This is a genomic window from Streptomyces sp. NPDC054842, from assembly GCF_053611025.1.
Genome location: NZ_JBSGZN010000033.1, coordinates 46,112 through 62,319, shown reverse-complemented (window position 1 = coordinate 62,319; position 16,208 = coordinate 46,112). Strand labels below are relative to the sequence as shown.

The 16,208-nt window shown below is 70.4% G+C and carries 13 protein-coding genes; 9 read left to right on the top strand and 4 right to left on the bottom strand.

The window, feature by feature from the left end:
• The first annotated feature begins 239 nt into the window (after positions 1-239).
• Both ACWGIS_RS24550 and ACWGIS_RS24545 read left to right on the top strand, forming a co-directional pair.
• Positions 240-1,358 (top strand): LacI family DNA-binding transcriptional regulator, encoded by a 1,119-nt coding sequence (locus ACWGIS_RS24550; protein ID WP_453364616.1) that lies wholly within the window; start codon positions 240-242, stop codon positions 1,356-1,358.
• A gap of 225 nt (positions 1,359-1,583) precedes the next feature.
• Positions 1,584-2,495, top strand: a complete 912-nt coding sequence (locus tag ACWGIS_RS24545; RefSeq protein WP_453364615.1) for a carbohydrate kinase family protein — start codon at positions 1,584-1,586, stop codon at positions 2,493-2,495.
• A gap of 153 nt (positions 2,496-2,648) precedes the next feature.
• Here the strand turns inward: ACWGIS_RS24545 and uvrA are convergent, their stop codons facing one another.
• Positions 2,649-5,711, bottom strand: a complete 3,063-nt coding sequence (uvrA, locus tag ACWGIS_RS24540; protein WP_453364614.1) for an excinuclease ABC subunit UvrA — start codon at positions 5,709-5,711, stop codon at positions 2,649-2,651.
• A 222-nt stretch (positions 5,712-5,933) separates the two neighbouring features.
• Between uvrA and ACWGIS_RS24535 the strand changes: the two genes are divergently transcribed.
• The 5 genes from ACWGIS_RS24535 to ACWGIS_RS24515 all read left to right on the top strand — a co-directional run bounded on the left by ACWGIS_RS24535 (position 5,934) and on the right by ACWGIS_RS24515 (position 10,484).
• A complete protein-coding gene (locus ACWGIS_RS24535) occupies positions 5,934-6,623 on the top strand; it encodes a maleylpyruvate isomerase family mycothiol-dependent enzyme (RefSeq protein WP_453364613.1) in 690 nt (229 codons plus the stop codon).
• A 9-nt stretch (positions 6,624-6,632) separates the two neighbouring features.
• The gene (locus ACWGIS_RS24530; RefSeq protein ID WP_453364612.1) at positions 6,633-7,289 is read left to right on the top strand and encodes an MBL fold metallo-hydrolase; all 657 of its coding nucleotides are present in this window, start codon (positions 6,633-6,635) and stop codon (positions 7,287-7,289) included.
• Positions 7,290-7,939: 650 nt separating this feature from the next.
• Positions 7,940-8,824, top strand: a complete 885-nt coding sequence (locus tag ACWGIS_RS24525) for an ABC transporter substrate-binding protein (protein WP_453364611.1) — start codon at positions 7,940-7,942, stop codon at positions 8,822-8,824.
• Entirely contained in the window at positions 8,821-9,735 is a 915-nt protein-coding gene (locus ACWGIS_RS24520) for an amino acid ABC transporter permease (RefSeq protein ID WP_453364610.1), read from the top strand. Before ACWGIS_RS24525 ends, ACWGIS_RS24520 begins: the two co-directional genes overlap by 4 nt.
• Before the next feature lie 20 nt (positions 9,736-9,755).
• Positions 9,756-10,484, top strand: a complete 729-nt coding sequence (locus ACWGIS_RS24515; RefSeq protein WP_453364633.1) for an amino acid ABC transporter ATP-binding protein — start codon at positions 9,756-9,758, stop codon at positions 10,482-10,484.
• 57 nt (positions 10,485-10,541) lie between these two features.
• Here ACWGIS_RS24515 and aroQ read toward each other — a convergent pair whose 3' ends face one another.
• Positions 10,542-11,015, bottom strand: a complete 474-nt coding sequence (aroQ, locus tag ACWGIS_RS24510; RefSeq protein WP_453364609.1) for a type II 3-dehydroquinate dehydratase — start codon at positions 11,013-11,015, stop codon at positions 10,542-10,544.
• Positions 11,016-11,117: 102 nt separating this feature from the next.
• Between aroQ and ACWGIS_RS24505 the strand changes: the two genes are divergently transcribed.
• Together ACWGIS_RS24505 and ACWGIS_RS24500 are read left to right on the top strand one after the other, a co-directional pair.
• A complete protein-coding gene (locus ACWGIS_RS24505) occupies positions 11,118-12,164 on the top strand; it encodes a S66 family peptidase (RefSeq protein ID WP_453364608.1) in 1,047 nt (348 codons plus the stop codon).
• A 93-nt stretch (positions 12,165-12,257) separates the two neighbouring features.
• On the top strand, positions 12,258-13,526 hold the full coding sequence (locus ACWGIS_RS24500; protein WP_453364607.1) for an MFS transporter: 1,269 nt from the start codon (positions 12,258-12,260) through the stop codon (positions 13,524-13,526).
• A 37-nt stretch (positions 13,527-13,563) separates the two neighbouring features.
• On the opposite strand, the gene ACWGIS_RS24495 is transcribed toward ACWGIS_RS24500, so the two are convergent.
• Positions 13,564-14,664: a calcium:proton antiporter gene (locus ACWGIS_RS24495; protein ID WP_453364606.1), complete on the bottom strand. Its 1,101-nt coding sequence runs from the start codon at positions 14,662-14,664 to the stop codon at positions 13,564-13,566.
• A 391-nt stretch (positions 14,665-15,055) separates the two neighbouring features.
• The gene (locus tag ACWGIS_RS24490) at positions 15,056-16,051 is read right to left on the bottom strand and encodes a TerC family protein (RefSeq protein WP_453364605.1); all 996 of its coding nucleotides are present in this window, start codon (positions 16,049-16,051) and stop codon (positions 15,056-15,058) included.
• Positions 16,052-16,208 lie beyond the last annotated feature (157 nt).

Below are 16,208 nucleotides of genomic sequence, written 5' to 3'. Positions count from 1 at the left end.
CGTAAGCGTTTACCTCGCCTGCGGGACAGCGCACGTTTGCTAGCGCCCCATCATCCCCGCCCCCGCCATCCACCCCCGCCCTTCAGCAGGTAAACGCTTACCTGCCCGCTGCGACGCGCACCGCGGAGACGCACCTCAATCCCGCTACGTAAACGCTTACGTAAACGTTTACGCCCCCATCTCCATGCGGTAAGTTCCGACCGGACGGGCCCGTAAGCCCCGGTCGGAAGGGGAACGCCATGGCAACGATGGTGGATGTCGCACGACACGCAGGAGTGTCGATCGCGACCGTCTCGCACGTCCTGAACGACTCGCGGCCGGTACGCCCCCAGACTCGTCAGGCGGTGCTCGACGCCATCGACGCGCTCGGGTACACGCACAACACGCTGGCCCGTTCGCTGGTGACCGCGCGCACCCGTTCGATCGGGCTGGCGGTGTCGGCCATCAGCAACCCGTACTTCACCGAGATCCTGCAGGGCGTGGAGGCCGGCGCGCTGGAGCACGGGTACAGCCTGCTCATCGCCGATCCGCACGACGATCCCGAGCACGAGCAGAAGGTCGTGCGGCTCCTGCACGAGCGGCGGGTCGACGGTCTGATCGTCGCTCCTTCCGCGGACCCGTCGAAGCTTCTGGGCTACCTCGGACGGCACGACGTACCGACGGTGTTCCTCGACCGGCTGGTTGACAGCGGACCCTCGGCGAAGGGACCGCACGCAGGCAGCGCGGGAGCAGACAGCGCCGACGACCACGAACCGTCGGCCACCCGGTACCGCTTCGACCAGATCAGTGCCGAGAACGCCGAGCCCATGCGGCAGTTGGTCGAGCATCTCACCGGTCTCGGTCACAAGCGGATCGGGCTCATCGCGGGCCTGCCAGGACTCAGCACCACGGCCGAGCGGATCTTCGGCTACCGCCACGGGCTCGCGGGCGCCGGGCTGCCCTACGACGAACGGCTCGTGGTGCACGGCGAGTCGCAGACCCGGGCCGCCGAACAGGCCACGGGCGCCCTGCTCTCGCTCGCGACGCCTCCCACGGCGCTGGTCACCGCCAACAACGCCATGACCATCGGGGCGTTGCGCGCGCTGAAGGACCTCGGGGTTTCGGTACCGGACGACCTGGCGCTGTGCTGCTTCGACGACTTCGCCTGGGCCGACCTCTTCGCGCCCCGGCTGACCGCGGTCGCCCAGCCGAGCAAGGAGATCGGGGCCCAGGCGGTCCGGCTGCTCCTGGAGCGTCTGGCCTCGCCAAAGCGGCCAGGACGGACCGTGCGGCTGCCATGCACGTTCGTCCACCGCAGCTCGTGCGGGTGCCCGGAGGACACGGGACCGGTACGCCCCGTTCTCCGTCCGACAACGTAACCGTTCAGGCCGGTCGGACCAGTTGAACCAGTCGGACCGGTCGCACCAGCCGCAGGAGTCAGAACCGCCGCACGAGCCGAACCAGTCGGACCAGTCAGACCAGTCGGACCGCTGAGCCCACTCGGAGCGCTCAGTTCAGTCAGACCCGTCGCGGACCCGTACCAGACCCCGTAGAAGCATGAGTTGGACCGCACATACCTACCGCCGTATGAGAGGACCCCTGTCGTGATCGTCGTCGCCGGTGAGGCTCTGATCGACCTGGTCCCGCAGGGTGCGGGCGCGCTCGTGAGCCTGTCGCCCCGACGCGGTGGCGGCCCCTACAACACCGCCGTGGCCTTGGGGCGCCTCGGCTCCCCCACCGCCTTCTGCTCCCGCGTCTCGACCGACGTCTACGGTGACGCGCTGCTGGACGGTCTGCGCGAGGCGGACGTCGACGTGTCGTCGGTGCAACGGGGTTCCGAGCCGACCACGCTGGCCCTGGCCTCGGTCGGCGCGGACGGTTCGGCCGCGTACTCCTTCTACGTCGAGGGCACGGCCGACCGCCTGTTCGCGGCGCCCGACCGTCTCCCACACGGCACGACCGCGGTGTCCTTCGGGACCTGCTCGCTCGTCCTCGAACCCGGCGCGAGCGCGTACGAGAAGCTGATGCGGACCGCCGCCGCGAGCGGGGTGTTCACCGCGCTCGATCCGAACATCCGGGCGGTGCTGATTCCCGACGCGGACGCCTACCGCGCCCGGTTCAAGAGCTGGCTGCCGTCGGTCTCGCTGCTCAAGCTGTCGGCGGAGGACGCCGAGTGGCTCGGCGGCACCCCGGCCGAGTGGCTGGCCGCGGGCCCCGCCGCCGTCGTGGTCACGCGAGGCGGGGAGGGTCTGACCGTGTTCACCCGCGACGGCTCGGTGCACTCCGTTCCCGGTGAGCCGGTCACCGTCGTGGACACGATCGGCGCCGGTGACACGGTGAACGCGGCGCTGCTGCACGGCCTCGCCGTCCGAGACGCCCTGTCACCGGCGGCGCTGGCCGGTCTGGGCCCCGACGGCTGGACGGAACTGCTGACGTTCGCAGCCCGGGCCGCGGCTATCACCTGTTCACGCGCGGGCGCGGAACCGCCGTACGCCTCGGAACTGGGCGACCTGTAGGCCGAGCGCGGACGGAGGCGGGCAAGCCCGCCGACGCGCCCGGATGATCAGTGCGGCCGACCCCGCAACGCGACGCGGCGCCCCACGGGAGGTCCCGTTGGGCGCCGCGTCGTTGCCGGTGCGAGAGGCGATGGACGCCGCCCGCCCTGTCGGTCAGGCCTTGGCGGCCCGCGTGGTCTTCTTCGCGGGGGCCGCCTTCGTGGCCGTCTTCTTGACGGGCGCCTTCTCCGCCGCGGCCTTCTTCGTCGCGGCGGCCGTCTTCTTCGCGGCCGTGCCGACGGCCTTGGTGGCCGTCTTCCGGGCCGTCGACCCCGCCGCCACCGTCTTCCTGGCGGTCTTGCGCGGAGCCTTCACCGAGCTGCCGTCGCTGATCCGCTCGGCGCCGAGGATCTCGCGCAGGAACTTGCCGGTGTGGCTGGCCGGGACCCCGGCGACCTGCTCGGGTGTGCCTTCGGCGATGACCAGGCCACCGCCGCTGCCACCCTCGGGACCCATGTCGATGACCCAGTCGGCGGTCTTGACGACGTCGAGGTTGTGCTCGATGACGATGACCGTGTTGCCCTTGTCGACCAGACCCGAGAGGACCGTGATCAGCTTGCTGATGTCCTCGAAGTGCAGACCGGTGGTCGGCTCGTCGAGCACGTACACCGTGCGACCCGTGGACCGCTTCTGCAGTTCGCTCGCGAGCTTGACGCGCTGGGCCTCGCCGCCGGACAGCGTCGGCGCGGACTGGCCGAGGCGTACGTAGCCGAGACCGACGTCGTTGAGCGTCCTGAGGTGGCGGGAGATCGCGGGGACGGCCTCGAAGAAGTCCAGGGCCTCCTCGATCGGCATGTCGAGGACCTCGGCGATGGACTTGCCCTTGTAGTGGACGTCCAGGGTCTCCCGGTTGTAGCGCGCCCCGTGGCAGACCTCGCAGGGGACGTACACATCCGGAAGGAAGTTCATCTCGATCTTGATGGTGCCGTCGCCGGAGCAGTTCTCGCAGCGGCCGCCCTTGACGTTGAAGGAGAAGCGGCCCGGGAGGTAGCCCCGGACCTTCGCCTCGGTCGTCTCGGCGAACAGCCTGCGGACGTGGTCGAAGACTCCGGTGTACGTCGCCGGGTTCGACCGGGGCGTCCGGCCGATGGGCGACTGGTCGACGTGCACGACCTTGTCGACGAGGTCGTCGCCCTCCACGCGCGTGTGCCGGCCGGGCACGTTCCTCGCGCCGTTCAGCTCGCGGGCGAGGTGGGTGTAGAGGATGTCGTTGACCAGGGTCGACTTTCCGGAACCCGAGACGCCCGTGACGGCGGTGAGCACGCCGAGCGGGAAGGACACGTCGATGTCCTGGAGGTTGTTCTCCCGGGCACCGTGCACCGTGAGGCTGCGGCTCGGGTCGGTGGGACGCCGGACGTCCGGGAGAACGATCTCCCGCTTGCCCGACAGGTACTGCCCGGTGACCGAGTCGTCGTTGGCGAGGAGTTCCTTGAGGGAACCGCTGTGCACGACCTTGCCGCCGTGCTCGCCCGCGCCGGGGCCGATGTCGACCACCCAGTCCGCGACCTTGATGGTGTCCTCGTCGTGCTCGACGACGATGAGCGTGTTGCCCATGTCGCGCAGGCGGACCAGGGTCTCGATCAGGCGGTGGTTGTCACGCTGGTGCAGGCCGATGGACGGCTCGTCCAGGACGTACAGGACGCCCACGAGACCCGAGCCGATCTGCGTCGCCAGGCGGATGCGCTGGGCCTCGCCGCCGGAAAGGGTGCCGGCCGCGCGGTTAAGTGAGAGGTAGTCCAGGCCGACGTCGACCAGGAAGCGCAGCCGTTCGTTGACCTCCTTGAGGACGCGCTCGGCGATCTTCTTGTCGCGGGCGTTGAGCTTGAGCTTGCCCAGGAAGTCCGCGCAGTCGCTGATGGACATCGCGGAGACCTCGGCGATGGACTTCTCCATGACCGTGACGGCGAGGACGATCGGCTTGAGGCGCGTGCCCTGGCAGGTGGGGCAGGGCACCTCGCGCATGTAGCCCTCGAAGCGCTCGCGGCTCGCGTCGCTCTCGGCCTCGCTGTGCCGCCGCTTGACGAACGGAACGGCGCCCTCGAAGGGGGTGGTGTAGACCCGCTCACGCCCGTACCTGTTGCGGTAGCGGACCTCGATCTGGGTCTTGTGCCCGTGCAGCAGCGCCTTCCTGGCGCGCTGCGGGAGACCGGCGAAGGGGATGTCGGTCCGGAATCCCAGGGCGTCCGCGAGGGCTCCGACGAGACGGCCGAAGTAGTCCTTGGTGTGCCCGTGCGACCAGGGGTGGATGGCGCCCTCGTCGAGGGACTTGTCCTCATCCGGGACGATCAGCTCGGGGTCGACCTCCATGCGCGTACCGATACCGGTGCACTCGGGGCATGCGCCGAACGGCGAGTTGAAGGAGAAGGAGCGGGGCTCCAGCTCCTCGAAGGACAGGTCGTCGTAGGGGCAGTACAGGTGCTCCGAGTACATGCGCTCGCGCTCGGGGTCGTCGGCGGGGAGGTCGACGAAGTCGAGGACGACCATGCCGCCGGAGAGCCCGAGGGCGGTCTCCACGGAGTCCGTGAGGCGCCGCTTGGCGCCGTCCTTCACCGTGAGGCGGTCGACGACCACCTCGATGGTGTGCTTCTCCTGCTTCTTGAGCGTGGGCGGCTCGGTGAGCTGGATCGTCTCGCCGTCCACCCGGGCACGGCTGTACCCCTTGGTCTGGAGATCGGCGAAGAGGTCGACGAACTCGCCCTTGCGCTCGCGCACCAGCGGCGACAGCACCTGGAAGCGGCTGCCCTCCGGCAGCTCCAGGACCTTGTCGACGATCGCCTGCGGCGACTGGCGGGAGATCGGCCGGCCGCACTCGGGACAGTGCGGCTTGCCGATGCGCGCGAAGAGCAGGCGCAGGTAGTCGTAGACCTCGGTGATGGTGCCGACCGTCGAGCGCGGGTTGCGCGAGGTCGACTTCTGGTCGATGGAGACAGCCGGGGAGAGCCCCTCGATGAAGTCGACGTCCGGCTTGTCCATCTGGCCGAGGAACTGCCGGGCGTACGACGACAGCGACTCGACGTACCGCCGCTGGCCCTCGGCGAAGATCGTGTCGAAGGCGAGGGAGGACTTGCCCGACCCCGACAGGCCCGTGAAGACGATGAGCGAGTCGCGCGGGAGGTCGAGCGAGACATTCTTCAGATTGTGCTCGCGCGCTCCACGGACGATGAGACGGTCGGCCACGCCGGTCCGCACCTTTCTTGAGAGAAGTGACAGGGGCGAGGCCCCGTCTTTTTCAGACTAGGGGGAGCCACTGACAACGCCGGGTCGGTTCCCATGGTTGGTAACAATCCCGGGCTCTCCAGCATGCCCGACGCCACCGACGACCATATAGCACGTGCATTCGATTAGCGGCGATGGTCCGGCACCTTCACCCGAACGTGTGGCGCAGCTATCGTCGGGGCCATGAACGATCATGTGCGCGACCTGGCGTCTGTACGTGACGCGACCGAACGGCTGCTCAGCGCAGCCGCCCGACTGGACAACGCCGCAGTGACCGAGTCGTCACGGCTGCCCGGCTGGAGCCGCGGCCATGTCCTCGCCCATCTCGCCCGCAACGCGGACGCGCTCGTGAACGTCCTCTCCGGACGCCCCATGTACGTCTCGGGGGACGCGAGGGACGCGGACATCGAGCGGGACGCGCCGCGTCCCCTCGCCGAGCAGCTCGCGGACGTGCGGGACAGCGCGGCCCGCTTCCAGGAGGCCGGTGACGCGCCGGCGGACTGGTCCCGCACGGTGGAGCTGCGCAACGGCGTGACGGACTCGGCGTCCCGGGTGCCGTTCCGCCGGTGGGCCGAGGTCGAGCTGCACCACGTGGACCTCGGCATCGGGTACGAGCTGGAGGATCTTCCGCCGGAGTTCACGGAGCGGGAGATCGAGTTCCTCGCCGACCGTTTCGCCGGGCGTCCCGAGGTGCCCGCCACGCGTGTCACGGACTCCACGCGCGCGTGGAGCACGGGGCGCGACCGGCAGGGCGCTCCGGAGGTCACGGTGACCGGTCCCGCGCCCGCTCTCCTCGGCTGGCTGTCGGGGCGCCGCGACGGGTCCGGACTGACGGTCGGCGGTGGCCAGCTCCCGACCCTGCCGCCGCTATAGGCTGCCTTCATGACGTACAGCGGAGCGGTGAAGGTCGGCGGGCCCGCCGATGTGCACGAGCTGTCGGACCTGATGATCTCCAAGGTCGCGGTCGGCCCCATGGACAACAACGCCTATCTGCTGCGCTGCCGGGCCACCGGCGAGCAGCTGCTGATCGACGCGGCGAACGACGCCTCGACGCTGCTCACGCTGATCGGTGACGACGGCATCGCGTCCGTCGTCACCACCCATCGGCACGGCGACCACTGGCAGGCTCTCGCGGAGGTCGTGGCGGCCACCGGCGCGCGCACCTGCGCGGGCCGCGACGACGCCGAGGGCATCCCGGTGCCGACCGACGTCCTCGTGGACGACGGCGACACCGTCCGGGTGGGGCGCGTGGAACTCACGGCACGCCACCTGGTGGGCCACACTCCCGGTTCGATCGCCCTCGTGTACGACGATCCGCACGGGCACGCACATGTGTTCACCGGGGACTGCCTCTTCCCGGGGGGTGTGGGCAACACACGTAAGGACCCGAAGGCGTTCGCCAGCCTCATCGACGACGTGGAGACCAAGATCTTCGCCCCGCTGTCGGACGAGACCTGGGTCTACCCGGGGCACGGCAACGACACGACGCTGGGCGCCGAGCGTCCCCACCTGCCGGAGTGGCGCGCCCGGGGCTGGTGAGCCGCCCCCGGTGCCGGTGAGACGCTCCAGGCCGGGCTGCCGGATGAGCGGGGCCGGGCGGTGAGTCGTACCTCTGCGATTGCGGCGGCCGGGGCGGCGGGCTTCGCGGTCACCTGGTGCATCGGCAGGTGGCCTCGGACGCCGGATGACCTCGTGCGTCCGGCGACTTCGAAACGCCGGTGATCTCTGGCGTCCGACGACACCGGGTATACAGGTGGCCTCGGGCGTCCACGACCGGGTGTCGAGTGACTCCGGGCGTCCGCAGACCTCGTACGCGCCCGCGCGCCCCGTGTGAAGCGAACGCACGCGCCGGTGGGACTCACGCGCTCCCGGCGCGCGCAGTGGTGCAGTCCACTGGAGACTGCCCGCGCAGGAAGACGGCTTCTGCTCGGACAGGCCGCCGGCCCCTCGGTTCCCCGCCCTCGGCCGGCGGCCCCGACGCCGGCCTCAGCCCAGGATCGCTTGCCGGCCACTTACCACCTCTCGCCCGGCCGCTGACCGCCGCTCGCCCGACCGCTGGCCGCCCCTCGCCGATCACCAACACCGTGCGCCCTGGCGGCGTTCACAGGGCTGCAACACCCGTTCCCACTATGCGGACAGTTCCTGTCGTGACCTGGACAGACAGGTCGCCGCGCTGTCACTCTCCCGCCATGTCTCTCGCCCAACGCGCCCTGCGCCGCTCCGCGTCCGCCGCCACCGTCGCCCTGCTCTCCGTCGCCGTGGCCTGTGCGCCGCAGCCGGAGGAGAAGGCGAACGACAAGGCCAGCGGAAGTGCCTCGAAGGCCTGCGAGAAGGCCGAGTTGAGCACCGAGACCGCGGGGAAGCTGACAGTCGCGACCGACGAGCCGGCCTACGAGCCCTGGTTCAAGGACGGCAAGCCGGCGAACGGCGAGGGCTTCGAGTCGGCGGTCGCGTACGCCGTCGCGCGGCAGCTCGGCTTCGCCAAGGGCGACGTCGTCTGGCAGACGGTCCCCTACAACAAGGCTTTCGCGCCCGGCGAGAAAACCTTCGACTTCGACATCAACCAGGTGTCGATCAGTGCCGAGCGCAGGAAGGCCGTGGGCTTCTCGTCCGGCTACTACGACGTCCGCCAGGCCGTCATCGCGCTCAAGGGGTCGAAGGCGGCGAAGGCGAAGAGCCTCGCGGACCTCAAGGGCGTGAAGCTGGGCGCACAGGTCGGCACCACCAGCCTGGACTACATCGACGACGTGGTGAAGCCGGCCCGGCAGCCCGCCGCGTACGCCAAGAACGACCAGGCCAAGTCCGCGCTCAAGAACGGCCAGGTCGACGCCATCGTCACCGACCTGCCGACCGCCTTCTACATCACGGCGGCCGAGGTGACGGACGCGAGGATCGTCGGCCAGTTCGAGAACCAGGGCGGCACACCCGAGCAGTTCGGGCTCGTCCTTGACAAGGGCAGCGCGCTGACCTCGTGCGTGACCGGCGCCGTCGACGCCCTTCGCAAGGACGGCACGCTGGCGCGGATAGAGAAGCAGTGGCTGTCCGACGCCGTCGACGCCCCGGTCCTCAGGTGACGCTCACCAAGGAGGAGTCCGGCGAGGACTCCGGCGACAGCCCGGGCGAGGAGGGCACGCGGGACCCTTATGTGCCCTCCCCGCGGCGCGTCGAGCGGGAGCGCCACAAGCGCGCCCGCGCCCGCCGCGCCACGGCGATCGCCGCCCTGTCCACCCTCGTCACCGGTGTCGCCCTGTACGTCGTGGTCGTCAGCGCCCCGGGCTGGCCGCGCACCAAGGAGACCTTCTTCGACGCGCGGTACGCGCGCGAGGCGCTCCCCAAGGTTCTCGACGGGCTGTGGCTCAACGTCCGGCTGCTGCTGGTCTGCGGCGCGGCGGTCCTCGTCCTCGGCATGCTGATCGCGATCGCCCGCACGCTGCGCGGCCCGGTGTTCTTCCCGTTGCGCGCGCTGGCCGCCGCCTACACGGACTTCTTCCGCGGCCTGCCGCTGATCATCAACCTGATGATCGTGGTCCTCGGCGTCCCGGCGCTGCGCCTCCAGGGCGTGACGGTGGACCCGGTGGTGCTGGGCGGCACGGCGCTCACGCTGACGTACTCGGCGTACGTGGCCGAGGTGTTCCGCGCCGGGATCGAGTCCGTCCACCCCTCGCAGCGCGCCGCCGCCCGCTCGCTCGGTCTCACCAACCGGCAGGCGCTGCGGCACGTGGTGCTGCCCCAGGCCGTACGCCGCCAGGTGCCGCCCCTGCTGAACGACCTGGTGTCGCTCCAGAAGGACACCGGTCTCGTGTCGATCGGCGGTGCGGTGGACGCGGTGCGCGCCGCCGACATCATCGTGGGCCGCAGCCTCAACTACACGCCGTACATCGTCGCCGGCCTGGTGTTCGTCGCGCTGACCATCCCCATGACCCGCCTCACGGACTGGGTGACGGCACGGATGGACCGCCGGCGGGCGCAGGGAGGATCCCTGTGAGCAACTCCCCCGTCCTGCGCATGGAGTCCGTCCGCAAGACCTTCGGCGAGTCCGTGGTCCTGCGCGACGTCGACCTGGAGGTCGCCCCGCACACGGTGACCGCGCTGATCGGCGCCTCGGGTTCCGGCAAGTCGACCCTGCTGCGCTGCGCGAACCTGCTGGAGGAGATCGACGACGGCGCCATCTGGCTGGACGAGGAGGAGATCACCGACCCGCGCGCCGACCAGGACGCGGTACGCCGGCGGATCGGCGTGGTCTTCCAGGCGTACAACCTGTTCCCGCACATGACCGTGCTGGAGAACATCACCCTCGCCCCGCGGCGCGTGCACCGCGTGAGCCGGTCGCGGGCCGAGGAGCACGCCCGTGAGCTGCTCGACCGGCTGGGGCTCGGCGCGAAGGCGGACGAGTACCCGGACCGGCTGAGCGGCGGTCAGCAGCAGCGGGCCGCGATCGTCCGCGCGCTGGCCGTACGCCCCCGGCTGCTGCTCCTCGACGAGATCACCGCCGCCCTCGACCCGGAGCTGGTGGGGGAAGTCCTCGCCGTCGTGCGGGACTTGAAGGACGAGGGCATGACCATGGTGCTGGCCACGCACGAGATGGGCTTCGCCCGCGAGGTCGCCGACCAGGTGTGCTTCCTCGACGGCGGCGTGATCCTCGAACGCGGCACGTCCGACGAGGTGTTCGGCAGCCCGCGCCAGGAACGGACCCGGCAGTTCCTGCGACGCATCGTGGAGGCCGGCCGGCTCTGAGCGCCACGGTGCCGCCGTGGTCGCGCGGCCGGCCGCCGACTGTGGGACCGCCTGGGGTCAGGCCTCCGCGCGGCCCGTTCCCGCGAGGGCCGCGATCCGCTCCACCCCGAACGCGTACCCCTGCACGCCGCATCCCGCGATCACACCGTCGGCGCGCTGCGAGACGTACGAGTGGTGCCGGAACTCCTCACGCTGGTGGATGTTGGAGATGTGGACCTCCACCACCGGCAGTCCGTCACAGGTGTTGAGCGCGTCCAGGATGGCGACGGAGGTGTGCGAGTAGGCGGCCGGGTTGATCACGATGCCGCTGTGGTTCAGGCGGGCCTCGTGAATCCAGTCGACCAGCTCGCCCTCGTGATTGGACTGCCGGAAGTCCACCGTGCCGCCGTGCGCGGCCGCGGTCTTGGCGCACAGGGCCTCGACGTCGGCGAGGGTGTCGGAGCCGTAGATCTCCGGCTGGCGCTGCCCGAGGAGGTTCAGATTGGGCCCGTTGAGGATCATGATCGGGGCGTGGGCGAGGGTGCGGGGCACGGTTCCTCCGGTCCTTGCGGGTCTGCCGGCCCGTTCAGGACCGCTGCTCGGACCCGGTTTATCACGATGCGCCGCGAGGCCGGCCGCCCGTACCCTCTCGCCATGACGACGCCCGTCCACCCTCCGAAGCCCGTGCCCGGCGACCGGGTGGCCGTGCTCTCGCCGTCCTCCGGTCTGCCGGGGCTCCTGCCGCTCCCCTACGAACTCGGATTGCTGCGCCTGCGCGAGGACTTCGGCCTGGAGCCGGTCGAGTACCCGACCACCCGGAGGATGGGCGCGACGCCCCAGGAACGCGCCGCCGACCTCCACGCCGCGTTCGCCGACCCGGCCGTCAAGGCGGTGATCGCCTCGATCGGCGGCGACGACCAGATCACCGTGCTGCCGCACCTGGACCGCGAGTTGATCCGGGCGAACCCCAAACCGTTCTTCGGCATGAGCGACAACACGAACCTGCTCGTGTACCTCTGGAACACGGGGATCGTCTCCTTCCACGGGGCGAGCGTCATGTGCGAGCTGGGCCGTCCCGGCGCCATGGCCGAGCTGACCGCCGAGTCGCTGAGGGCCGCGCTCTTCACCAGCGGGCCCTACGAGTTGCGGCCCGCCGACCGCTTCACCGACATCGACCGCCCCTGGGACGACCCGTCCACCTTCGAGAGCGAGCCCGAGACGCGGCCGGGCGACGGCTGGCACTGGCACCGCCCGGTCCGGGTCGTCGAGGGGCGTTCCTGGGGAGGCAACCTCGAGATCCTGTCCTGGCTGCTGATGGCCGACCGCGAGATCGCCGCCGATCCCGCCGTGTACGACGGTCATGTGCTGCTGCTGGAGACCTCCGAGGACCTGCCGAGGGCTCGCGCCGTGTTCGCGATCCTGCGCTGCATGGGTGAGCGCGGTCTCCTCCGGCGCTTCCCCGCCCTGCTGATGGGCCGCCCCAAGGCGTGGTCCTTCGAGCAGCCCAACGACGGTGCAGCGCGGGCCCGTTACGTCAGGGAGCAGCACGAGGCGGTGCTGAAGGCGGTCGACATGTATGCGCCGGACATGATGGTCGTCCTCGATGTGGACTTCGGTCACACCGATCCGCAGGTGGTCCTCCCCTACGGCGGCACGATCCGTGTCGACGGCCCGGCCCGGCGCATCACCGTCACCTACTGAGTTCTTCCGCACCTCCACGCGCCCCCGTAACCGTCGGTCACTCTGGGTAGTTGACGCTCCATGCGCGACGTACGCTCCGTGAGGGCGCCCTCCATGCTCAGGCTCGCGGCCGCCTCCCTCGCCGGGACGGCCATCGAGTTCTACGACTTCTTCGTCTACGGCACCGCCGCCGCCCTGGTCCTCGGTCCGCTGTTCTTCCCGACGTTCTCTCCGCTCGCGGGGACACTGGCGGCCTTCGGGACGTTCGCGGTCGGCTTCGTCGCCCGCCCTCTGGGGTCCGTGCTCTTCGGCCACCTCGGGGACCGCCGGGGCCGACGGCCCGTGCTGGTCGCCTCGCTGCTGCTCACCGGCGCCGCGACGGTCGCCGTGGGGTGCGTCCCGGCGTACGAGTCGATCGGTGTCGCCGCCCCGGTGCTCCTCCTCGTGCTGCGCTTCCTCCAGGGACTCGGGCTCGGCGGGGAGTGGGGCGGGGCGGTGCTGCTGACCGCCGAGCACGCGCCCGCCGACCGGCGCGGGCTGTGGTCGAGCTTCCCGCAGATGGGCCCCTCCCTGGGGTTCGTCCTGGCCAACGGCGTGATGCTGGTACTGTCCGCGACCTTGTCCGACGCGCAGTTCGCGGCCTGGGGCTGGCGGGTGCCGTTCTGGGCGGCCGGTGTCCTGGCGGTGGCCGGTCTGTGGCTGCGCAGCTCGCTCCGGGAGAGCCCGCAGTTCCTCGAACTGCGCGAGCACGCGCGCATGCCGCTCGCCGAAGTGGTGCGCGGCCACTGGCGGCTCGTCCTGCTGACGGCGGGGGGCCTCGCGGTGGGCTATGCCGTCTTCTACGCGGTGACGACGTGGGCTCTCGCCTACGGCGTCGAACGGCTCGGGGTGAGCCGTACCGTCATGCTCGCCTGCATCATGGCCGCCGTCGTGGTGAAGGGCGCGCTGACACCCCTGGCGGCGATGCTCGGCGACCGCTACGGGCGACGGCCGCTGTGCCTCGCGGGCAGCGGCGCCGCCGCGCTGTGGATGTTCCCGATGGTCGGGCTGCTGTCCACCGGCGAACCGCTGCTGATGTTCCTCGGGTTCCTGGTGGCGCTGCTCGCCTTCATCACCATGTTCGCGGTGATCGCCGCGTACCTGCCGGAGCTGTACGAGCCCCGGGTCCGCTGCACCGGCGCCGCCGTGGGCTACAACCTGGGCGGCGTCCTCGGGGGTGCCCTGACGCCCGTCGTCGCGACCGCGGTGGCGCGGGGTGACGGGGTCCCCTGGGGTGTCGCGGCGTATCTGACGGCGATCGCGCTGCTGAGTCTCGGGTGCTTCGCCCTGCTGCCCGAGACGCGGCCGGTCGCCCGCCTGGCCGTCGTGAAGGTCGCGGACTGATCGTCGCGGAGATCGGCGGGGTTCCCCGCGAAAGGGCCTACGGGTTGACCGCGAGCTCCAGGTAGGCCGCGAAGAGGACCAGGTGGACGCCTCCCTGCAGCGGGGTCGCGCGGCCGGGTACGACCGTCAGGGAACTCACGACGACGGTCAGCGCGAGCAGCACCATGTGGAGGGGGTCCAGGCCGAGCACCAAGGGCCCCGACAGCCAGATGGACGCGAGAGCGACCGCGGGGATGGTCAGCCCGATGCTGGCCATCGCGGATCCGAGTGCCAGGTTCAGGCTCGTCTGCACACGGTCGCGGCGGGCCGACCGCAGCGCGGCGATGGTCTCGGGGAGCAGCACGAGGAGCGCGATGATCACGCCGACCACGGCCTGTGGCATCCCGGCGGCGTCCACCCCGGACTCGATGGTGGGCGAGACTCCCTTGGCGAGCCCGACCACCCCGACGAGGGCGAGGCCGAGCAGCGCCAGGCTGACGCCGGCCGTCTGCGCGGTCGGTCTGTCGGTGTGGTCGTCCGTGGTGATGACCACACCCTGCCGGGTGATCGGGAGGAAGTAGTCCCGGTGGCGCACGGTCTGCGTCGAGACGAACAGCCCGTACAGGACCAGCGAGGCGAGGGCGGCGAAGGTCAGCTGAGCCGAGGAGAACTCCGGTCCCGGCTTGCTCGTGGTGAACGTCGGCAGCACCAGGCTGAGCGTGGCCAGCGTCGCCACCGTCGCCAGGGCGGCGCCGGTTCCCTCAGCGTTGAAGACGGCGAGACCGTGCCGCAGCGAGGCGACGAGAAGGCTCAGGCCGACGATGCCGTTGCAGGTGATCATCACCGCCGCGAACACCGTGTCCCTGGCCAGCGTGGAACTCTTGTCGCCGCCGTCCACCATCAGGGTGACGATCAGCGCGACCTCGATGACGGTGACCGCGACGGCGAGCACCAGTGAACCGAACGGTTCACCGACGCGGTGCGCGACCACCTCGGCGTGGTGGACCGCCGCCAGGACCGCGCCCGCGAGGACCAGGGTCACGACCGCCACGACGGCGCCGGGCAGATCACGTCCCCAGGTGAACACCAGCAGGACGACAGCTACCGCCGGGACGACGGCCGTCCACTGTGTCGCGAGCGACCGGAGCCGAACGATCATGCAGCGATCGTCCCAGACGCACCCGGGCCCTGCACTTTCGATGACAGGGTGCCCGCCGGGGTGCCCACCGGGCTCCGCTCGGCGGCGGAACCCGGCCCCCCACTTCCTCGTTGCGGGTGAACGCTCAGGAGCGGGGCCTGCGGCTGGAGCCGTGCCGGCACGGGACCGGCGGCGGCTGCTATCCGGTACGGAACCGGCGGCGGGAACTGTGCCGGTACGGGGCTGGCGGCGGGGCGCCGACGCCCTCGAACCGGCGCAGGGACGGCGGCGGCGCGTGCCGCCCGCCGTCCTCGGTCGCCCCCGTCCGGTGCGGACGAGGGCGACCACCGTCGTCATGCGCGGACGGGGCGACCACCTTCATGGACCAGGACGATCATCGTCGTGGGCCGGGTCAGACGTCGATGCTGTCCTTCTCCGGGCTGCGGGCCGTCTCGGTCTCCTCCCGTGCCTGTTTCCTGGAGGCGATCAGGCTGGTGATCGTGGTGACGATCAGGACCGCGCAGATGACGCCCAGGGACACCGGTATGGAGATCTCGGGAACGTGCACGCCGGACTCGTGCAGTGCGTGCAGCACCAGCTTCACGCCGATGAAGCCGAGGATCACGGACAGGCCGTAGCTGAGGTGGACCAGCTTCTTCAGCAGACCGCCGATGAGGAAGTACAGCTGCCGCAGGCCCATCAGCGCGAACGCGTTGGCCGTGAAGACGATGTACGGGTCCTGGGTCAGGCCGAAGATGGCGGGAATCGAGTCGAGCGCGAACAGCACGTCGGTGGTGCCGATCGCGAGCATCACGACCAGCATCGGCGTCATGACGCGCTTGCCGTTCTGCCGGATCCAGAGCTTGGTGCCGTGATAGCGGTCGGCCACTCCGAAGCGGCGCTCGGCGGCCTTCAGCAGCCGGTTCTCCTCGAACTCCTCGTCGTCCTCGTCGGCTCGGGCCTCCTGGATCAGCTTCCAGGCGGTGTAGATCAGGAACGCGCCGAAGATGTAGAACACCCAGGCAAAGTTCGAGATGATCGCGGCGCCGGCGGCGATGAATATCGCGCGCAGGACGAGCGCGATGAGCACACCCACGAGCAGCACGCGCTGCTGGTACTTCGTCGGCACCGCGAACTTCGCCATGATCAGCACGAAGACGAAGAGGTTGTCGACGCTCAGCGATTTCTCGGTGATGAAGCCCGCGAAGAACTCCCCGGCGGGCTGCCCTCCGGAGAACAGCAGCAGTCCGAGACCGAACAGCCCGGCCAGGACGATCCAGACGACCGTCCAGATCCCGGCTTCCTTGATCGATACGTCGTGGGGCTTTCGCCCGATGAAGAAGTCCACCGCGATCAGAGCGGCTAGACCCACGATGGTGAGGACCCAAAGGGTCACGGAAACATCCACTGCGCCTCCGGCAGTACGTAACGGCAGATTTCCAGCGTCGTCGCTACCGGAGGTCTCTTCCACCCGTGGCGGCCGGGGCGCGTGATGCGACCGGTGCCTGCGGGCCGACGCCCCGGGATCTGGCCTGATCCGTATTGACGGGTACGTCGCAGTTGGT

Coding starts and splice junctions, on each gene's coding strand:
- ACWGIS_RS24550 (WP_453364616.1), top strand. CDS start 240: ATGGCAACGATGGTGGATGTCGCACGACACGCAGGAGTGTCGATCGCG.
- ACWGIS_RS24535 (WP_453364613.1), top strand. CDS start 5,934: ATGAACGATCATGTGCGCGACCTGGCGTCTGTACGTGACGCGACCGAA.
- ACWGIS_RS24530 (WP_453364612.1), top strand. CDS start 6,633: ATGACGTACAGCGGAGCGGTGAAGGTCGGCGGGCCCGCCGATGTGCAC.
- ACWGIS_RS24525 (WP_453364611.1), top strand. CDS start 7,940: ATGTCTCTCGCCCAACGCGCCCTGCGCCGCTCCGCGTCCGCCGCCACC.
- ACWGIS_RS24515 (WP_453364633.1), top strand. CDS start 9,756: ATGGAGTCCGTCCGCAAGACCTTCGGCGAGTCCGTGGTCCTGCGCGAC.
- ACWGIS_RS24505 (WP_453364608.1), top strand. CDS start 11,118: ATGACGACGCCCGTCCACCCTCCGAAGCCCGTGCCCGGCGACCGGGTG.
- ACWGIS_RS24500 (WP_453364607.1), top strand. CDS start 12,258: ATGCTCAGGCTCGCGGCCGCCTCCCTCGCCGGGACGGCCATCGAGTTC.
- ACWGIS_RS24495 (WP_453364606.1), bottom strand. CDS start 14,664: ATGATCGTTCGGCTCCGGTCGCTCGCGACACAGTGGACGGCCGTCGTC.